Source organism: Campylobacter sp. (genome assembly GCF_019423325.1).
Taxonomy (GTDB): domain Bacteria; phylum Campylobacterota; class Campylobacteria; order Campylobacterales; family Campylobacteraceae; genus Campylobacter_B.
Window position 1 is genome coordinate 528,998 of the sequence record NZ_JAHZBQ010000002.1, and the last position, 15,137, is coordinate 544,134.

Genomic DNA, 15,137 nt, shown 5'->3' on the forward strand with positions numbered 1-15,137 from the left:
AATACACAATTTGCGCATAAATATAGCCTAAATGAATACTATAATTTTCTTCCTTAATCAATAATTAAAATTAATATCTTAATTATATTGCGATAAATAAAAGCCTCAATTCCGATACGAAGCTTTTGTGTGTTAAATTTTGTCCTCCCGTTTCTCGTTTCAAATTTGGTCGTCCAATTAAGTCGTCAAATTTGCCCACCCTTGCAGCCGAAATTTACTTAAATTTCTCAAAATTTTTAAAATTTGCAGGATTGGGCAATGATTTTGCAGGATCGTGCTACCGCCATTTTTCAAAAAGTGTTATAATAATTTCAGTTTTAAGCGCATCAAACTTTAACTCAAGGAGCTCATGAATGACATAAGCCGAGCGCTGACGAATGAGCACGGATTTATCAAATTTAGCGCGGCAGCCTTGGGCGAATGCCGAGCAGAGCCTAGAGGCGAATTTAAACAACCCGCTACGTAGCTGGGACGGCAGAGATGGGGTGGGCGCGGCGACCGCTAGAAAGGCGATGAGGACTTATGCAGGCGCGCATAAGATGTTTGCAATGAGCGCTATTACGGCGCTTACGGCGCAAAAATCGCGCGACGGACGAGCCAGATTCTGCGTACTGCTCGGGCGCCGTTTTTAGCGCGAGCCGCGGGTCTAAGTCCTGCTTTAAATCCGATTTTGCCGCAGAGTGCGGGCTAGCCTTGATGCTTTGATCTTGAATTTAGACGCTTTGTATGCCTAAAATTTATCTCTAAATTCAGCCCTTTTTGCTAAAATTTCATAAAACGCTCCGCCCGTAAAAGAGGCGGCCGGACTAAGCTTAAGGAGAGAAGATGCGCGAGCAGGACTACGAGGCGCTTAAGGCGAAGTGGCAAAAAGAGTGGAATGAAAAGGGCGAGAAATACGCCAAGGCCGTAAACGATATGGTGGCGTTTGCGGAGGTTCACGGCTGGGACGCCTACGAGGGCGAAGATCCGGTCGATGAGCGCGAGGGTATGACGCAGCTTTGCGAGGCGGTTTTTGAGCTACTAAAGGAAGCCAACGAGCGCGGCGAAACGGAGAAGTTTAGGGCCGATTTTCCGCCCTCAAACGTCATTTTCGACAAAAAGTTGAGAAAGAGGCTAAGAGACATCGATCAAATTTGCCCTCTTGGCGGCGAGAACGTCCTTTTTATCGCCTCAAACGACGACGGCAAGACGCTGTATCTACTGGAGGGCGAGTGCGTGAGCGAAGTGGCGGACGACATCATCGCCGTGGGTAAGTCCAAGCGAAACGAAATTTACGCCCTGCTAAATCAAGACGAGGTATGGCTGATCAGGGACTACGACGGCAAGAGCGGCGGCGAGCTGGTGGCGAGATTTAGCCACGAGCTGGAGATCATCTACGACGAGGCTGAAATTTTACCCTTTAACGATGGCAGCAAGGTGCTTTTGGCCGCCCACGACGGAATTTTTTTGATCTCGCAAAGCGGCGCGAAGCTCATCCATCCGATCTACGAGGATGAGGGCGAGGACGAGGATGAATACGAGTTCGAGATAGCCATGGCAAATGCGACCCTCTCAAACGACAACGAGTTAATCGTCGCGGGCGAGCAAGATACCGATGAGCACGTCCTGATGGATCGCGAGGGCGAGCGACTGGGCGGCATCGGCGCGCAGAGCGCATATCCGCACTTTTGTCTCTTTAGCGCGGACGATACGCAGCTCATCACGAACTCCTGCCACTTCTACAACGGCGTTACGATCGGCGTGGATAGGGTGCTGCTAAAGCGTGGGCTGGAGGTCGAGGCTTATTCGTACGACGAGGAGGGTGAGAAAAATTTCACGCTGATCGACGATGCGATGAGAGTTTACGCGGGCGTGGCAACGCGGGACTTTTACATCCTCGGCGACGCATACGGCTACATCAAAGCAGTCGGCAAGGACGGGCGTAAAATTTGGCGCCACTACCTGGGCGGCACGATAAAGTCTATGGCGATAAGCGATGACGGCAGCGTGCTTTTTGTAGGCACTTACGGCGGCAGACTGCATAAACTACGCCTAGGCGCGGGCCAAGACAGCCACACGATCGGCAACGGCAACCACAAAGAGGAGTTTAGGCTGATCGCTTACGAGGATAAAATTTATCGGTGGTAAAATTTTGCGACGTAGGCTCCTGCGATAGTTTTGCGCTCTTAAGCGCGCTTAAAACGTGGCGCGAGCAGCTTTGAGTGCAGATGAAATTTGATTTGAAGTAGCGCCTTATGGCGGAGCGGATTTGAGCTAAATTTAGCTCGCAGCTCCGTTAAAATCCACGCTCGTCAAACGGGCGCGGACAGATTAAAATTTAAAGGACGGAAATGACCGAGCCAAAAATCGGCGATCTTTTCGCCGTAAAGCTTAAGAGGCGGAACGCGTACTTTACCGCGCAGATCCTAAGTGCTCAGATGGGGCTAGTCGCGCTCGTTTTGGACGGCTTTACGAGCGTGCCGCCCGGGCTAAAAGAAGCGGAAAAGCTTAAGCCGTTTTACTTCGATCATCACTTTTGGAAGCGCGGGGAATTTTATCTCGGCGCAGATGAAATTTTAGACGCCGAGCCCGTTTTCATCGGCAACGCCGCTTTGATTTGCGAGCCGCCGGAGTACGTGAGCTTGCAAAGCATCGAACAGATCTATATGCAGCTTGCGTGGAATGAGCTTCCCAAGGATATTCGCGCTAAATTTAAATACGTCCGTAAGCAAAAGCTTGAAATTTCGCAGCCGCAAAGCAAGGAATTCTATGCCGATTTAGCGCGGCAAAATCCGTTTTGCTACGATATGAAAAGCGCGGTTTGGGATGAAAATTTAAAAAATTTTTTAGAAGCAACGCCGATGATGACGCAGCTTGAGCTAAACTGCACCGCCAAAAGTCTAGATATCTCGTGCACGCACCTGCAGCAGCTAGTTTTGCACGCGAGCGGCACGGAGGAGATCACGCTAAACGGCTCGCTGTGGCGGCTCGTGATAAACGGCGATATCGCGCGGCTAAAAAGCGTGCACTGCCCCTTTGACGGCGAGCTTTTGAGCGTCCAACTAGAGCTAAACGGCGGCGAATTTTGCATTTGCGAGCTTGAAAAGCTGCGCGATCTACAGATATTTTCGCAACGCGGCGAGCGCATTGATCTCGCATGCGTTGCGGCGAGCTTTCCGAATTTGCGCGAAATTTTCATTAACGCGCAGGGCGGCACGCTAAAAAACATCGACACGCTCGCTAAATTTGAACATCTAAAAGACGTCTGGCTAAGTGACGTTTACGGATTTGAACGCTTTCCGACTAGGGCGCAGCTGCCGCATCTAAAACGCCTTTGTTTCTGGTCGGTGCCTAAAGGCGCTTGCGAGGCGGCTAGAGCACAGTTTAAGGGTATAGAAAGCCTCGTAATCAAGCAGCCGCGAAGCAAGCAGTGGCTGGCGCTAAATTTAAACAACCCGCTGCGCCGCTGGGACGGCAGAGAGGGCGTGGGCGCGGCGACTGCCAGAAAGGCGATGAGGGCTTATGCAGGCGCGCACAAGAAGCTAAGTGCCCTCGAAGCAAAACCTGCAAGCAATGAGCTTAAGACCGAGAAAACCGAAATTTTAAAAGAATTTATCGCCGTTTTTAACGCGATAGACGCCAAGCATAGCATCGACACTATGGAGCGCGAGGAGATTTGGGAGGCGTTTTGCAAGCTAGCTGAGCTTGCGGCGGTGGACGCGAAGTCGCAAGAGCGTATCTGGGAGCAAAACGCGGAATTTTGACCGATCAAGCGGTGTGAGCGCCACGATGATAAAACAGCGTGCGAATATTGCGGCGCTCGGGCTTTATTTGGGCGCGACGCATGAGATTTAAAATTTAACGCCGAAGCGGGCTTTGGCGAGCGCGTGGATAAAATTTAAGCCGAGCGGCGGTAGAATTCTGCGGTTTTGATGAAAGCGTTAATTTACGCCGATTTGGCGCGTAAATTTGCGCCTATTAGGGCGAAATAAAATTTAAAGGAGTAAAGATGAGAGGTAAAATTTTAATCGCGGCCTTTACGGCGGCGCTTTTGTGCGGCTGCGCGGCGCACGATGCAAAGCTGGGCAAGGCGGCAAATGCAATGAATGAGAGGAGTGAAAGTGCCGCTGCAGATTGCGGCGTGAGCGAAGGCGTCTGCAAGGTGCCCGCCGTGCAGGGGCCGATGGTAGGCGGCGGCACGGATGAGCACGGCTGCTTAGTCGCCGCGGGGCAGAGCTTTTCAAAGATCAAGAATAGCTGCGTGCAGGTTTTTGATGTCGCGGACGTGAGGCTGCACGACCCCGATAACGCTACGCTTGCGATCTACGGGATATTTTCCGCGGATAAAAGCAGGGTAGAAATTTTTTGGGCGAGCTTGCCGCAGAGCGAAATTTTAAGCAAAGTTAAGGGCGGCTACTACGTCTCGAAAGACGGCAAAATTTCGCTGCTAAAAACAAAAATCGGCAAGGGCTATAAGATCCGCAGAAAATAGCGGGTGAAATTTTAAGCCCGCTAAATTTCGCGCGCCGCGAAAGAATTTAACTCAAACGCGCCAGGACTTAGGCCTGCTCAGCAGGCTAAGACGTAAATTTAGAGCAAATTAATACCGAGCTGATTCGATTATTAGCAGTATCTGCCGTCTATAAAAATTTAATCAAAGAAGCAAAAATTGAGGTCATAAAAGTCAATCTACAAAAATCATACCGTATCCTAAATCCGGGCGCGACCACGCTCGTATCGGCCAAATACGATGGCGACGTCAATGCGATGGCGATAACGTGGGCGCAGGCGCTTGACTACGACAAGGTTACCATCGTGCCGCACAACGGCTCGTACACGAGGACGCTCATCGAAAAGAGCGGGTATTTCGCCGTGCAGATCCCCACGGCAGCGCAGGCGGAGCTGGTTAGCGAGCTGGGCGCCGAGAACAACTCGCGCTTTGATAACGCGGACAAGATGAAAAACGTGGAAATTTTTTATAAAGATGACTTCGATGTGCCGCTGATCGCGGGCTGCGCCGCATGGCTCGTTTGCAAGCGTATCCCCGAGCCTCATAACGAGCAGAGCTATGATCTTTTCATCGGCGAGGTCGTCGCGGCGTATGCGGACGAGCGGATCTTTGACGGCGGACGCTGGCTGTTTGAAAAGATCCCTGACGAGTTAAAAACGCTTCACTACGTCGCCGGCGGTCGGTATTATCTAGACGGCAAGGCGGTGGATACCAAGCGCACGCCCATAAGCGACGAATAAACCGCCCCGCAAAATGCGGGTGAATTTGTAAATTTAAAACGAGCGCACGCGTGAATACGCGGCGGGTTTTAGTAAAATTTCAAACTGAAGAACTCAAGAAAGGATAGAAAATGAAAAAATATATCGTCATCACCGGCGCAAGTTCGGGTATCGGAGCGGCCGCGGCAAAGGCGTTTGCGAGGCGCGGAGAAAATTTGATCCTAATCGCGCGCAGAGCGGAGCTACTACAAAATTTAAAGGACGAGATCGCGCAGATCGCGCCCAAACTAGACGTCGTGATTAAAATTTGCGACCTTGCGAATAGCGAGAACGTCCTGACGCTTTGGGACGAGCTAAAAAGCTACGAGCTAAAGGCGCTCATAAATAACGCTGGCTTTGGGGATTTTGGTTTAGTGGGAGAGCAGGATTTACAAAAAACGGTAAGAATGATAGACCTAAACGTAACCGCGCTCGCGATACTTTCGAGCTTATTTACGCGAGATTACAAACGCAAACAAACTCAGCTTATAAACATCTCCTCCGTGGGCGGCTATTTTCTGGCGCCCGGCGTCGTGCCGTATTGCGCTACAAAATTTTTCGTAAGCGCTTTCACCGAGGGTTTGAGCCACGAGCTGGCGCAGGATAAAGACGCCAAAATGCAGGCTAAAGTTCTAGCTCCCGCCGCGACTAAAAGCGAGTTTTGCGACGTAGCTTCGGGAAAGCGCGGATTTGATTACGATGCGGCGTTTTCGCAATACCACAGCAGCGAACAAACGGCAGAATTTTTGCTCACGCTTTACGATAGTGATGCATGCATCGGAGAGGTGGATTTGGCTAGCTTCGAATTTAAACTTAGCGAACCGAAATTTAATTATATAGCAGCCGCCAAATAGCGGATCGGGCGAGGCGCAAGCTCACTTATAGCTTGCGCTGTTAAGTTGCTTCTTTACGTGCGAGCAGGACTTGATTAGCTTCGTAGCGACAAGCTGCGCAGGCAGGCGCCTTTGAATTTTACGCATTTATAGATCGCGCTACGTGCCGTGCCGACGATATGCGCGTAAAATTTAGAATAACGTAGCGCCGGAGTTAAATTTGACTGCAAAGCGCGATAAAATTTAAAGAAAATCAAGGAGCGAAAATGGGAAAATCCGCCTTGGTGCTTGGCGCTACGGGCGTCGTGGGCAGAGAGCTGGTACGCGAGCTTTGCGAGAGCCCGGGTTACGATGAGGTAGAGGTATGGGCGCGCCGCGAGATAGGCTTTTGCCACCCTAAGCTTCGCGCGCGGATCATTGATTTTGAGGGTATCTCGGATATCGCACCGCATAAATTTGACGAAATTTTTTGAGCGCTGGGCACGACGATGAAGCGGGCGGGCTCGCGCGAGGCGTTTTTGCGCGTGGACGTGGACTACGTCTATGCGGCGGCGAAGTGGGGCAAAGCAGCGGGCGTGCGGCGCTTTGTGCTCGTATCATCTCCGGGTGCGAACGAGGGTTCGCCAAGCTTTTATCTGCGCGCCAAAGGACGTATTGAGCGGCGCGTGAGCGAGCTTGGTTTTGAGAGTCTTCAGATCGTCCGTCCGCCGATAATCTTGGGCGAGAGACCTGATGCTCGCCCGCTAGAACGGCTCGCGGCGGCGGTTTTTAAACTGCTGCCCGCCTGCGTGCTCGGTAAATTTAGACCGCTTAGCGGCGCAAGTATCGCCCGCTGCGAGCGTGATTTTTGGCTCAAAATCCTATAAAAATTCGCTCATTTTTTCTCTTTATTTTGTTTGATCTCCTCAAGACTTAGACCGCTTTTACCGATGCTGTCCATACCGAGCGTTTCGATCATCACGAGTATTGCGGCTGGGTCTTTGCCTAATACGCGTGCTAGCGTATTCGTAATCTCGGCGATGATTTGCTTTTTTTGCTCTTTTGTAGGCTCCGGAGCGGCTACTTTTATATTTACGAATGGCATTTTCTCTCCTTAAATTTTGATAAAGCAGGGCTAATTATATCAAATTTTAGCCTGTTACCCGTCTCGCTTGCGTTCTAAAATTTAAGTAGATGTATTAAAATTTAACTTTAAATTTGATTTAAAGCTAGTATGATTATTATGTGATTTGGTAGTAGTAAAACTTTGATAAATTTACCCAAAAGGAGCGAATATGCGTAAGAATTTTTTCGGTTCTATCGTTTTGGCTGCGGTCTTGGTGGGCGGCGCGTTTATGGCGGTGCCTCAGACTGCGAGTGCGGGCGTTTTGGCGCATCAGGTAAAAACCCAAGGCGAGCTTGGCTCGGTGTTTATCAACCCATACGACGTGGCGCCTCTTACGGCCGTCATCGATAGGGCGGGCAAGGACATCAAGGATATCCACGTGCGGGTGCTAGGAAAACCTAACGGCGGCATCGACATCGCCTATAACGTCTCCGAACATGCGCTACTGACGCACGACGGCGTGCCGATCTGGGGGCTGTATCCGGATTATCTAAACGAGGTCGAAGTAAGCTACGTTTTTAACGGCGAAAAGAAGGTTGAAAAGTATAAAATTTATGCTCAGCCAATCGTAACGTATAGCCGCGATTATAGATTTAGCCATATGCAAAAGATGAAGGTCAAAAAGGTCGATCCTGCGTTTAAAAACAGGCTCTATCTCATCAACAACACCATCACGAGCGTTTATAAGCCGCTTGATTGGAAAAACGGCGGTGCCGCTAGCTGGAACGACTTCACCGAAAATTTCGTCGTCGATACGCAGGGCGAGGTCAGATGGTATCTGGACTATCAGAAATTTTACGACCGCAGCGAGCGCAGAGTGATGGACGGCGGCATGATGATGGGCTTTCACCAGCTGCCAAACGGCGATCTGAGCTGGGGTATGGCGCAGCGATATATGCGCTACGACATTATGGGCAAGGAGGTGTATAACCGCGAGCTGCCGCGCGGCTACATCGACCTTAGCCACGAGGTGATGCCGCTAAAAGGCGATCACTTGCTGCTTCGCGTCGGTAAATACAACTATCACCACGCAGACGGCAGAATTTCGCACACGATCAGAGATCACATCATCGAAGTGGACGGCAGCGGCAAGGTCGTGGACGAGTGGGATCTGAATGAAATTTTCGGCAAAAACGTCTACCGCAGCAACCTCATCAAGGCTCTTGATGCTCGCGCCGTGTGCCTAAATATCGACATGGACGCCAAAGAGATCAAAATCAGCGACGATCTGCCATTCGGCGACGTGACCTCGACCGGCACGGGACGCAACTGGGCGCACGTAAACTCGATCTCATATGACCCTAGCGACGACGGCATCATCCTCTCGCTTCGCCACCAAGGCATCGTGAAGATCGGCCGCGACAAAAAAGTAAAATGGATCCTCGCATCGCCTGAAGGCTGGAGCGCGGACTTTAAAGAAAAAGTGCTAGTGCCCGTGGATAAAAACGGCAACAAAATAAAATGCGAAAACTCAAGATGCGAGGGCGATTTTGACTGGTCGTGGACGCAGCACACCGCGTGGCTGACTCCGCGCTACGACAACAAGGGCAGCGTAAAGCATATAAGCGTATTTGACAACGGCGACGGCCGCGGCATGGAGCAGCCTGCGCTAAAAGAGCAAAAATACTCTCGCGCGGTCGAGTATAAGATCGACGAGCAAAAGGGCACCGTCGAGCAGACGTGGGAGTTTGGCAAGGAGCGCGGATTTGATTTCTACAGCGCGGTTACTAGCGTCGTGGAGTGGCAAAAGGATAAAAGCACGTACTTCATCTCAAGCTCGAACGTCTATCTGCTAAAGCCCGATAAGACGATCAAAATGGTGCTAGTGGAGATCGACCCTAAAACAAACGACGTTAAATTTGAAATGGACGTGGAGTCTGCGTCTAGAGACGACGTAGCCTACCGTGCGATGGTGATCGATCCGAATATCTTTGATTATTAAAATTTCGCGGCGAGATTAAATTTGCTGGGATTGCCGCAGTAAATTTAGAATTTACTGCGGCGGGTTAAATTCGGTTTGGAATTTAACCCGCTTGCTTAAATTTTACCCACCGCGTCGTCGAAATTCGGCTTATCAAATTTGCCGAATTTTATCTTTTAAGACTTAAATTCTACTCGCTTATAAAATATTTCTGAGCGTATGCAGCGTCGTTGTAAAGCCCTTCGCCGTATCTGTCTTTACCGTAATTTTTAATTATCTCTTGCCCTGCGCTTGAAGCTACGAAATCTATAAAATCTTTCGATTTCTTGCTTTCGGCAGTATCGCTATCGTTTTGTCTTAGGGCGCAATACGTATTTATTAGATATTTATCGCCACGAAATAGAATTTCGCTGGATTTTATATCTTTTTTCGCCACGACCCAAGTACTGCTATCGCTCATAAAATATGCTCCGTTTTTATCAGCTTTTAAAAGAGTCGCTAACATAAAATCTTTATTTGCCTCATACCACTGGCCTTGCGGAACGATATTTGCCATTTTCCAGATACTAAGCTCTTTTTTATGAGTTCCGGAGTTGTCCGCTCTGGTGTAAAAAAGGCTTTGGGATTTGGCTATATCGGTATAGGCCTCTGTTACGTTTTGGGCGGTTTTTATCTTTGCGGGATCGTTTTTAGGCCCTACGATAAAAAACTCGTTTGATCCGATCAACGTCCTTTGCGTAGCCCAGCCCTCTTTTACGGCGCTTATTTCCGCCTTTGGAGCGTGAACCATAGCGATATCTATCTTTTTATTTTTCAAAAGTTCGAGAGTCTGACCGCTTCCTGCTTTTATCCAGCAAATTTTGGTGTCGTTTGCCTTGCTAAATTCATTAGATAAAACTTCGAGTAGCCCAAGCTCTCCCGGGCTTCCCGTAGCAAGCTTTAGCTCCGTTTTTCCATCTCCATACACTGCGGTGCACTCACTCGCCATCAAACTGGCGCATAGCAAAATCGCGATACAAATAGACTTTTTCATAGCTACTCCTTGTTTTGAAATGTAAAATTTCAGGCATTATACAACCAAGGAACTTAAACTCGAAATGGTTAAAGAATTAAAAAAGAAGCTCGTTGCTTAGATTTTATTTCAAATTTACCCTTTATTTTATACAATCTTTAAAATTTACCGCAAAGGAATTTTATGAAAATCGCTAAATTTTTAAGAATTTTAGCTGCCGTTTGCTTACTTGGCTCGGGCGCAAACGCGCTAGAGGAGGGCGTTAATTATCAAGTGTTGCAAAAGCCGCTAAACGTGCCGAAAAACAGCGTCGTTAAAATTTTTAACTACGAGTGTCCGCACTGCTATGTGTTTGATAGGACGGTCACGCCGCAGCTAATGAAAAAGCTTGATGGGACGGAGTTTTTGCCGTGGCATCTAAAGACCAAAGGCGTGTTCGGACAGACCGCAAGCGGCGTATTCGCAGCCCTCATCGTGCTTGATGAAAAGGACGATGTGAGCCTACTAAGCGATGAGTCAAAATTTAAAAAGGCGAAATTCGCGATTTACAAAGCGATCCACGACAAAAAGGACGATTTTGGTGGCGGCAGTGATAAACAAAGGTTCATCAAAACCGCGCTGGATGCCGCGGGCGTGAGCATGAGCGAATACGAAGCTGCGCTTGCTAGCAAAAAGGCGCAGGCTCTGCTCGCGCAGTGGGACGCGGGCTACGAAGTCGCGGTGATTTCAGGCGTGCCGGCATTTGTCGTCAGCGGCAAGTATCTCTTAAACACGGCTTCGTTCGGCTCCGTCGATGAAATGGCCGCCGCGGTAAAGGAGCTGCTGGCGAAATAGGTCTTGTCGCATTAAATTTAGCCGCGCCAAAGCAAATTTTGTTTTATGCACCGCGTTAAATTTGGCCGCGGGGCTTCCAGTAAATTTTATCGCTAAGCCGCGCGGCACGATAACGACTAAATTTTACGTTTTCAAGGCACGGGTTTCGGCGAGTAAAATTTGAGCTAAAATTTAAAAATTTGACTTTAAATTTAAATGTAAAATTTCAAGGTGAAGTATTTTACGTCAGACGAGGCAGCGGCAAACGAGGCGAGGGAGCGGACTCGCTCGTCCGTGACCGAACCCGAGCGAGCCGCTAACGAAGTATGACGGAAAAAGACGAGCCGCAAAATAAAATTTAATGCCAAATTTGAACGTAGAAATTTCAAGGTGAAGTATTTTTGTCATAGACGAGGCGGATAAGCAAGGGCAAAGGAGCGTATATATAATACGTGACTGCAGCCCGCAGCGAAATCCAACGAAGTATAGGGCAAAAAGACAAGCCGCTAAATTTAGATTACTCGCCGCTTAGCAGTATATATCCACTTTCACTGATATTTTTAAATTTAACCCCCAGCTCTCGCTTTAGCCTCAGCACGACGTTTTGTATCGCGCCCTTACTCGTTTGCTCGCCCTCATAGACGAACTCCTCGATCATCTCGTAGCTCACGAGCTTGTTTAGATTATACGCAAAGAGCCAAAAGAGCTTGTTTTGCAAAAAGGATAGATAGATTTCCTCGCCGTTTTTGTAGATCTTTTCTTTGGTGAGATTTATGCTCGTTTGCGGGCTCAGGCGCACGAGCTTTTCGTCCTTTTCGTAGGTTAGAGCCACTAGCAGGCGGCAAAGCGCGGCGATATCGACGGGCTTTTTTAGAAACGACGCCGCGCCGTGCTCGATGCTTTTGATGAGATTGTCGTCGGTGTCGTAGGAGGTAAAGACGATAAATTTTTGCGCGGGCTTTATGCGCATCATCTCCTTCATCATCTCAAAGCCGTTCATCGCGGGCATGTGGATGTCGGTGATGACGATGGCGGGGGCTAGCTTTTTAAAGCGCTCCAGCCCCTCTAGCCCGTCGCCCGCACCCCAGACGCTCAGGCAATACGGCTTTAGTCCGCCTATTAGCAGCTCCCTTGCGATCTCGTCGTCCTCGACGATGAGGACGGTCAGGTCTTTGAGTAGCTTTAAATGCTCTTGCATCTCACTCCTTTAAATTTATCTCAAAGCTCAGCTCAAACGTCGTCGGATCGCCCGCGCTTAGTAGCTTGACGTCGCCTGAAAGCTTCTCGTTTGCGAGCTTTTTACCGAAATACAGCCCGATACCGCTTCCTTGCTTTTTGGTAGTTTTTGGCTGGGTTAAAATTTTATCCCGAAGCTCCTTACTCACGCCGCTGCCGTAGTCCGTGACGGATATTTTGCACGTGCCGTTTTCAAATTTGACGTCGATAAAAATTTGCCGCTTGGCGATCTCATCTTTGTATCGTTCCACGACCGCGTCCTTGGCGTTGTGTATGAGGATGAGCAAAATTTGCTGCACGATGCCCATCCGCTGCGTGGCCTCTTCGTCTTGAAACTCGCGCAGGCTTACCGCGACGTTTGCCTTGCTAAGCTCGGTGTGCATTAGCTTTAGTAGGTCTTTGATGCAGCGCTGCACGCTAAATTTTTGCGGACTGTCGCTAGTTTTATAAAAATTTCTAAAAATCTCGATCGTGTCGCTTAAAAGCACGGTCGCGGCTTGGCCTTTTTGCAGCATACTCTCTAGCGTGGCGGCGTCTAGCTTGCCGTCTTTTTGCAGCATGAGTAGGCTTGAGATCATCAAATTTAGCGAATTAACCGGCTGGATAAACTGATGATTTATACCGCTGATTAGCTCGCCCGCCTCGCTCATACGGGCTTTGTGCTTGAGCAGGGCTTCGTAGTCGTCTTGTAGGTTTTTGATTTTTGAGTACATAAAGTTATGTAAGAAATTTGCCACTAACGCCAGCGCTGCGAACGCAAAAAGCAGGATGAGGGCGTTTTTTAGCACGGAGTTAAGCAGCGCGGCGAGCTCCTTTTCGTTATCGGTGCCGGCTCCTATAAACCAGTTTAGCGTGGGGATCTCGGCGACGGAGATGAAATTTGAGCCGATATTTAGGCTCGTGATGTCCTCATCGCGCAAAAAAAGCTCTTTAAATTTATCCTCGATCTGCTTTTTTAGCGCCGCGTCCTTCATCGGCGTTAAAATTTCGCCGCCGTGGGTGACGATAAAGGCGTAGGAATCGGGTGCTAGCTTAAATTTTTCCATATTTTTTAGTATGTTTTGCAACTTCACCACGCCGCAAAACACTCCCGCAAACGAGCCGCCGTCCAGCACGGGCACGCATAAATTTAGCGTCGGCTCGCCTAAAATTTTATGGCGCTGCATAAAATTTACCGTGGGTGCGAGCGTGCTTTTGGTCTCCTCAAACCAAACAAGCCCCGTACGCAGGCTCTTTGACATAGTTCCATAGCCCCCTAGCTCCTTACTGTCTACGAAAATTTCTCCGTCCTCGCGCAAAAACTGCAAGGCGTCAAATTCTGCTGAGTTTTCTTTAAAAAGCCGTATGAAGTCGCCCAGTTTTTCGCCGTCTTGCGAGATGCCCGCGTTTTGTATAAATTTAGCCGCACGCACCAGCGAGTGCAGCCGCTCATCCAGCCAAAACGAGAAATTCCCGACCATATTTTCGCTAGCGGCGATCTTGTTTTTATCCGCGAGCGTCGTGATCTGCGCCTTGGCGTCCTCGTAGTTTTTCACGCCCAAAAGCACCACGAAAAGGCTTGCGAAAATGATGATGAAGTAAATTTTAAAATTATGTTCGCGTAAGGCTTTCATACGGCGAGTATAGCAAAATCGGTCTAAATTTAGACCGATTTAAGCTTTTTTCAGAGTTAAAATTTTGCAAACGAACATCGCGGCAAGCACGACGAAGCAGACGCCAAAGCCGATTAGCGTGCAGTCAGCCATCGACATAAATTTGCTTGACGGGATCAGGTACCAGCCGTCCTCGTAAAGATCGACGAGATACTTCTGAAAGCCGCTTAGCGTGACGCCCTCGGGCACTAGCGGATTATCGTAGCCGCAGTCGCCGGTAGGCAAGAACCAATCCGGCGCCCACCGCTCAAGCGGCAGGCCGAACGGATAGTGTGGCTCGGTCGAGCAGCCTTGTACGCCGAACGGATCGTCTCCGTGCACGGCGTCGTGGATCTTGGCGAGCTTGACGCTATACATTATGCCCTGGATCGCGCCCCAAAAGGCTAGCAGGTAGCCCGCGAGCGCGAGGAGCAAATTTTTAGGATTTACGATCGCGACTAGCCCTCCTAGCGCCATGCACAAAAATGCAAAGCGGATATAGACGCACTGCTCGCAAGGCGGCATATAGACGTAGTTTTGAAACAGCGAGTGCGCGAGGATAACAAGCCCTATGCTCACTACTATGAGGATCGCCCACGGCATGCGGCTATCGCCGAATTTCGCTATTTTTTCCGCAAATTTCATGCCCGCGCCCTATTTTTTAAGCAGCTCTTCTACTAGCTGCGCCATGCCGTCGATAGAGCTGATGGACTTCGTCATGATGAGGTATTTGCCGTTTACGACGAACGCCGGCACACCCTGGATCTTGGCTACGTCGTAGCTCTCGTCCCATTTTTTAAGCAGTTCGGCGACCTTTGGGTCCTCTAGTTTTTTTTGATAGTCCGCCTCGCTAATGCCGGCCGCGTCAAGCCCCGTCTTTAAAAACGCAGCCTCGTCCTTGCCGTCGCTCCAGCGCTGCTTTTGATCGTGATAGGCCTTGTAGTAGGCAAATTTAGCCTTTTTAAACAGCGAGTTTTCATCTAGCAGGCTTACGCCTTTTTCCTCGTCCATCACGGCTAAGACGGCAAAAATTTTACTCGCTGCCTCGCCGTATTCGCCCTTGGTTTTTAGATGAAACGGTACATATTTTAGCCCCGCAACCTTTTCTACGACCTTTGGGGTGACGGTTTTGTCGTATTTGTAGCAAAACGGGCATGCGTAGCTAAAGACCTTAACCAGCGTGTTTTGCTCTACGGATAGCGGTTTTTCGAGCTTTACGTAGTCCTCACCCTCGGTAAATGCTGACGCGCTAAGGGCGCCAAACATCGCTACGGCTAAAAAGCCTTTGCTAAATTTAGAAAGTAGGTTCATGGAATGCTCCTTAAAATGATTTTGTTTG

16 protein-coding genes are annotated in these 15,137 nt (G+C 49.4%); 10 read left to right on the top strand and 6 right to left on the bottom strand.

The genetic code is table 11. The annotated features are described in order from the left end of the window. Positions 1-377 precede the first annotated feature (377 nt). The 8 genes from QZ367_RS07520 to QZ367_RS07555 all read left to right on the top strand — a co-directional run bounded on the left by QZ367_RS07520 (position 378) and on the right by QZ367_RS07555 (position 6,946). On the top strand, positions 378-632 hold the full coding sequence (locus QZ367_RS07520; RefSeq protein WP_291939129.1) for a hypothetical protein: 255 nt from the start codon (positions 378-380) through the stop codon (positions 630-632). 193 nt (positions 633-825) lie between these two features. Then, the gene (locus tag QZ367_RS07525) at positions 826-2,127 is read left to right on the top strand and encodes a PQQ-binding-like beta-propeller repeat protein (protein ID WP_291939132.1); all 1,302 of its coding nucleotides are present in this window, start codon (positions 826-828) and stop codon (positions 2,125-2,127) included. A 203-nt stretch (positions 2,128-2,330) separates the two neighbouring features. Next, positions 2,331-3,743, top strand: coding sequence for a hypothetical protein (locus QZ367_RS07530; protein ID WP_291939135.1), 1,413 nt, complete (start codon positions 2,331-2,333; stop codon positions 3,741-3,743). A gap of 245 nt (positions 3,744-3,988) precedes the next feature. Beyond that, entirely contained in the window at positions 3,989-4,471 is a 483-nt protein-coding gene (locus tag QZ367_RS07535; protein WP_291939137.1) for a hypothetical protein, read from the top strand. Between the two features lie 275 nt (positions 4,472-4,746). Then, the gene (locus QZ367_RS07540) at positions 4,747-5,229 is read left to right on the top strand and encodes a flavin reductase family protein (RefSeq protein ID WP_291939140.1); all 483 of its coding nucleotides are present in this window, start codon (positions 4,747-4,749) and stop codon (positions 5,227-5,229) included. Between the two features lie 110 nt (positions 5,230-5,339). Further along, positions 5,340-6,101: an SDR family oxidoreductase gene (locus tag QZ367_RS07545; RefSeq protein WP_291939141.1), complete on the top strand. Its 762-nt coding sequence runs from the start codon at positions 5,340-5,342 to the stop codon at positions 6,099-6,101. Between the two features lie 245 nt (positions 6,102-6,346). Next, positions 6,347-6,553: an NAD-dependent epimerase/dehydratase family protein gene (locus tag QZ367_RS07550; protein WP_291939144.1), complete on the top strand. Its 207-nt coding sequence runs from the start codon at positions 6,347-6,349 to the stop codon at positions 6,551-6,553. Between the two features lie 15 nt (positions 6,554-6,568). After that, complete coding sequence (locus QZ367_RS07555) at positions 6,569-6,946, top strand: hypothetical protein (protein ID WP_291939148.1); 378 nt, start codon at positions 6,569-6,571, stop codon at positions 6,944-6,946. Between the two features lie 8 nt (positions 6,947-6,954). Here the strand turns inward: QZ367_RS07555 and QZ367_RS07560 are convergent, their stop codons facing one another. Further along, a complete protein-coding gene (locus QZ367_RS07560) occupies positions 6,955-7,164 on the bottom strand; it encodes a 4-oxalocrotonate tautomerase family protein (protein ID WP_005872687.1) in 210 nt (69 codons plus the stop codon). A gap of 190 nt (positions 7,165-7,354) precedes the next feature. Between QZ367_RS07560 and QZ367_RS07565 the strand changes: the two genes are divergently transcribed. Then, positions 7,355-9,127, top strand: a complete 1,773-nt coding sequence (locus QZ367_RS07565) for an aryl-sulfate sulfotransferase (RefSeq protein WP_291939154.1) — start codon at positions 7,355-7,357, stop codon at positions 9,125-9,127. 169 nt (positions 9,128-9,296) lie between these two features. On the opposite strand, the gene QZ367_RS07570 is transcribed toward QZ367_RS07565, so the two are convergent. After that, positions 9,297-10,139 (bottom strand): substrate-binding domain-containing protein, encoded by an 843-nt coding sequence (locus tag QZ367_RS07570; RefSeq protein ID WP_291939157.1) that lies wholly within the window; start codon positions 10,137-10,139, stop codon positions 9,297-9,299. Positions 10,140-10,301: 162 nt separating this feature from the next. Between QZ367_RS07570 and QZ367_RS07575 the strand changes: the two genes are divergently transcribed. Then, complete coding sequence (locus QZ367_RS07575) at positions 10,302-10,952, top strand: thiol:disulfide interchange protein DsbA/DsbL (protein WP_291939159.1); 651 nt, start codon at positions 10,302-10,304, stop codon at positions 10,950-10,952. 496 nt (positions 10,953-11,448) lie between these two features. On the opposite strand, the gene QZ367_RS07580 is transcribed toward QZ367_RS07575, so the two are convergent. Genes QZ367_RS07580 through QZ367_RS07595 form a run of 4 tightly spaced genes read right to left on the bottom strand, consistent with a single transcriptional unit; the run spans position 11,449 to position 15,109 of the window. Next, complete coding sequence (locus QZ367_RS07580; protein ID WP_291939162.1) at positions 11,449-12,129, bottom strand: response regulator; 681 nt, start codon at positions 12,127-12,129, stop codon at positions 11,449-11,451. 1 nt (position 12,130) lies between these two features. Further along, entirely contained in the window at positions 12,131-13,780 is a 1,650-nt protein-coding gene (locus QZ367_RS07585) for a sensor histidine kinase (RefSeq protein ID WP_291939165.1), read from the bottom strand. A 39-nt stretch (positions 13,781-13,819) separates the two neighbouring features. Beyond that, positions 13,820-14,443 carry a protein-disulfide oxidoreductase DsbI gene (dsbI, locus tag QZ367_RS07590; RefSeq protein WP_291939167.1) on the bottom strand — a complete coding sequence of 208 codons (624 nt, stop codon included), beginning with the start codon at positions 14,441-14,443 and terminating at the stop codon, positions 13,820-13,822. A gap of 9 nt (positions 14,444-14,452) precedes the next feature. Further along, a complete protein-coding gene (locus QZ367_RS07595) occupies positions 14,453-15,109 on the bottom strand; it encodes a thiol:disulfide interchange protein DsbA/DsbL (protein ID WP_291939170.1) in 657 nt (218 codons plus the stop codon). Positions 15,110-15,137: the final 28 nt, after the last annotated feature.

Coding starts and splice junctions, on each gene's coding strand:
- QZ367_RS07565 (WP_291939154.1), top strand. CDS start 7,355: ATGCGTAAGAATTTTTTCGGTTCTATCGTTTTGGCTGCGGTCTTGGTG.
- dsbI (WP_291939167.1), bottom strand. CDS start 14,443: ATGAAATTTGCGGAAAAAATAGCGAAATTCGGCGATAGCCGCATGCCG.
- QZ367_RS07570 (WP_291939157.1), bottom strand. CDS start 10,139: ATGAAAAAGTCTATTTGTATCGCGATTTTGCTATGCGCCAGTTTGATG.
- QZ367_RS07525 (WP_291939132.1), top strand. CDS start 826: ATGCGCGAGCAGGACTACGAGGCGCTTAAGGCGAAGTGGCAAAAAGAG.
- QZ367_RS07555 (WP_291939148.1), top strand. CDS start 6,569: ATGAAGCGGGCGGGCTCGCGCGAGGCGTTTTTGCGCGTGGACGTGGAC.
- QZ367_RS07545 (WP_291939141.1), top strand. CDS start 5,340: ATGAAAAAATATATCGTCATCACCGGCGCAAGTTCGGGTATCGGAGCG.
- QZ367_RS07595 (WP_291939170.1), bottom strand. CDS start 15,109: ATGAACCTACTTTCTAAATTTAGCAAAGGCTTTTTAGCCGTAGCGATG.
- QZ367_RS07560 (WP_005872687.1), bottom strand. CDS start 7,164: ATGCCATTCGTAAATATAAAAGTAGCCGCTCCGGAGCCTACAAAAGAG.
- QZ367_RS07540 (WP_291939140.1), top strand. CDS start 4,747: ATGGCGATAACGTGGGCGCAGGCGCTTGACTACGACAAGGTTACCATC.
- QZ367_RS07520 (WP_291939129.1), top strand. CDS start 378: ATGAGCACGGATTTATCAAATTTAGCGCGGCAGCCTTGGGCGAATGCC.
- QZ367_RS07585 (WP_291939165.1), bottom strand. CDS start 13,780: ATGAAAGCCTTACGCGAACATAATTTTAAAATTTACTTCATCATCATT.
- QZ367_RS07535 (WP_291939137.1), top strand. CDS start 3,989: ATGAGAGGTAAAATTTTAATCGCGGCCTTTACGGCGGCGCTTTTGTGC.
- QZ367_RS07530 (WP_291939135.1), top strand. CDS start 2,331: ATGACCGAGCCAAAAATCGGCGATCTTTTCGCCGTAAAGCTTAAGAGG.
- QZ367_RS07580 (WP_291939162.1), bottom strand. CDS start 12,129: ATGCAAGAGCATTTAAAGCTACTCAAAGACCTGACCGTCCTCATCGTC.
- QZ367_RS07550 (WP_291939144.1), top strand. CDS start 6,347: ATGGGAAAATCCGCCTTGGTGCTTGGCGCTACGGGCGTCGTGGGCAGA.
- QZ367_RS07575 (WP_291939159.1), top strand. CDS start 10,302: ATGAAAATCGCTAAATTTTTAAGAATTTTAGCTGCCGTTTGCTTACTT.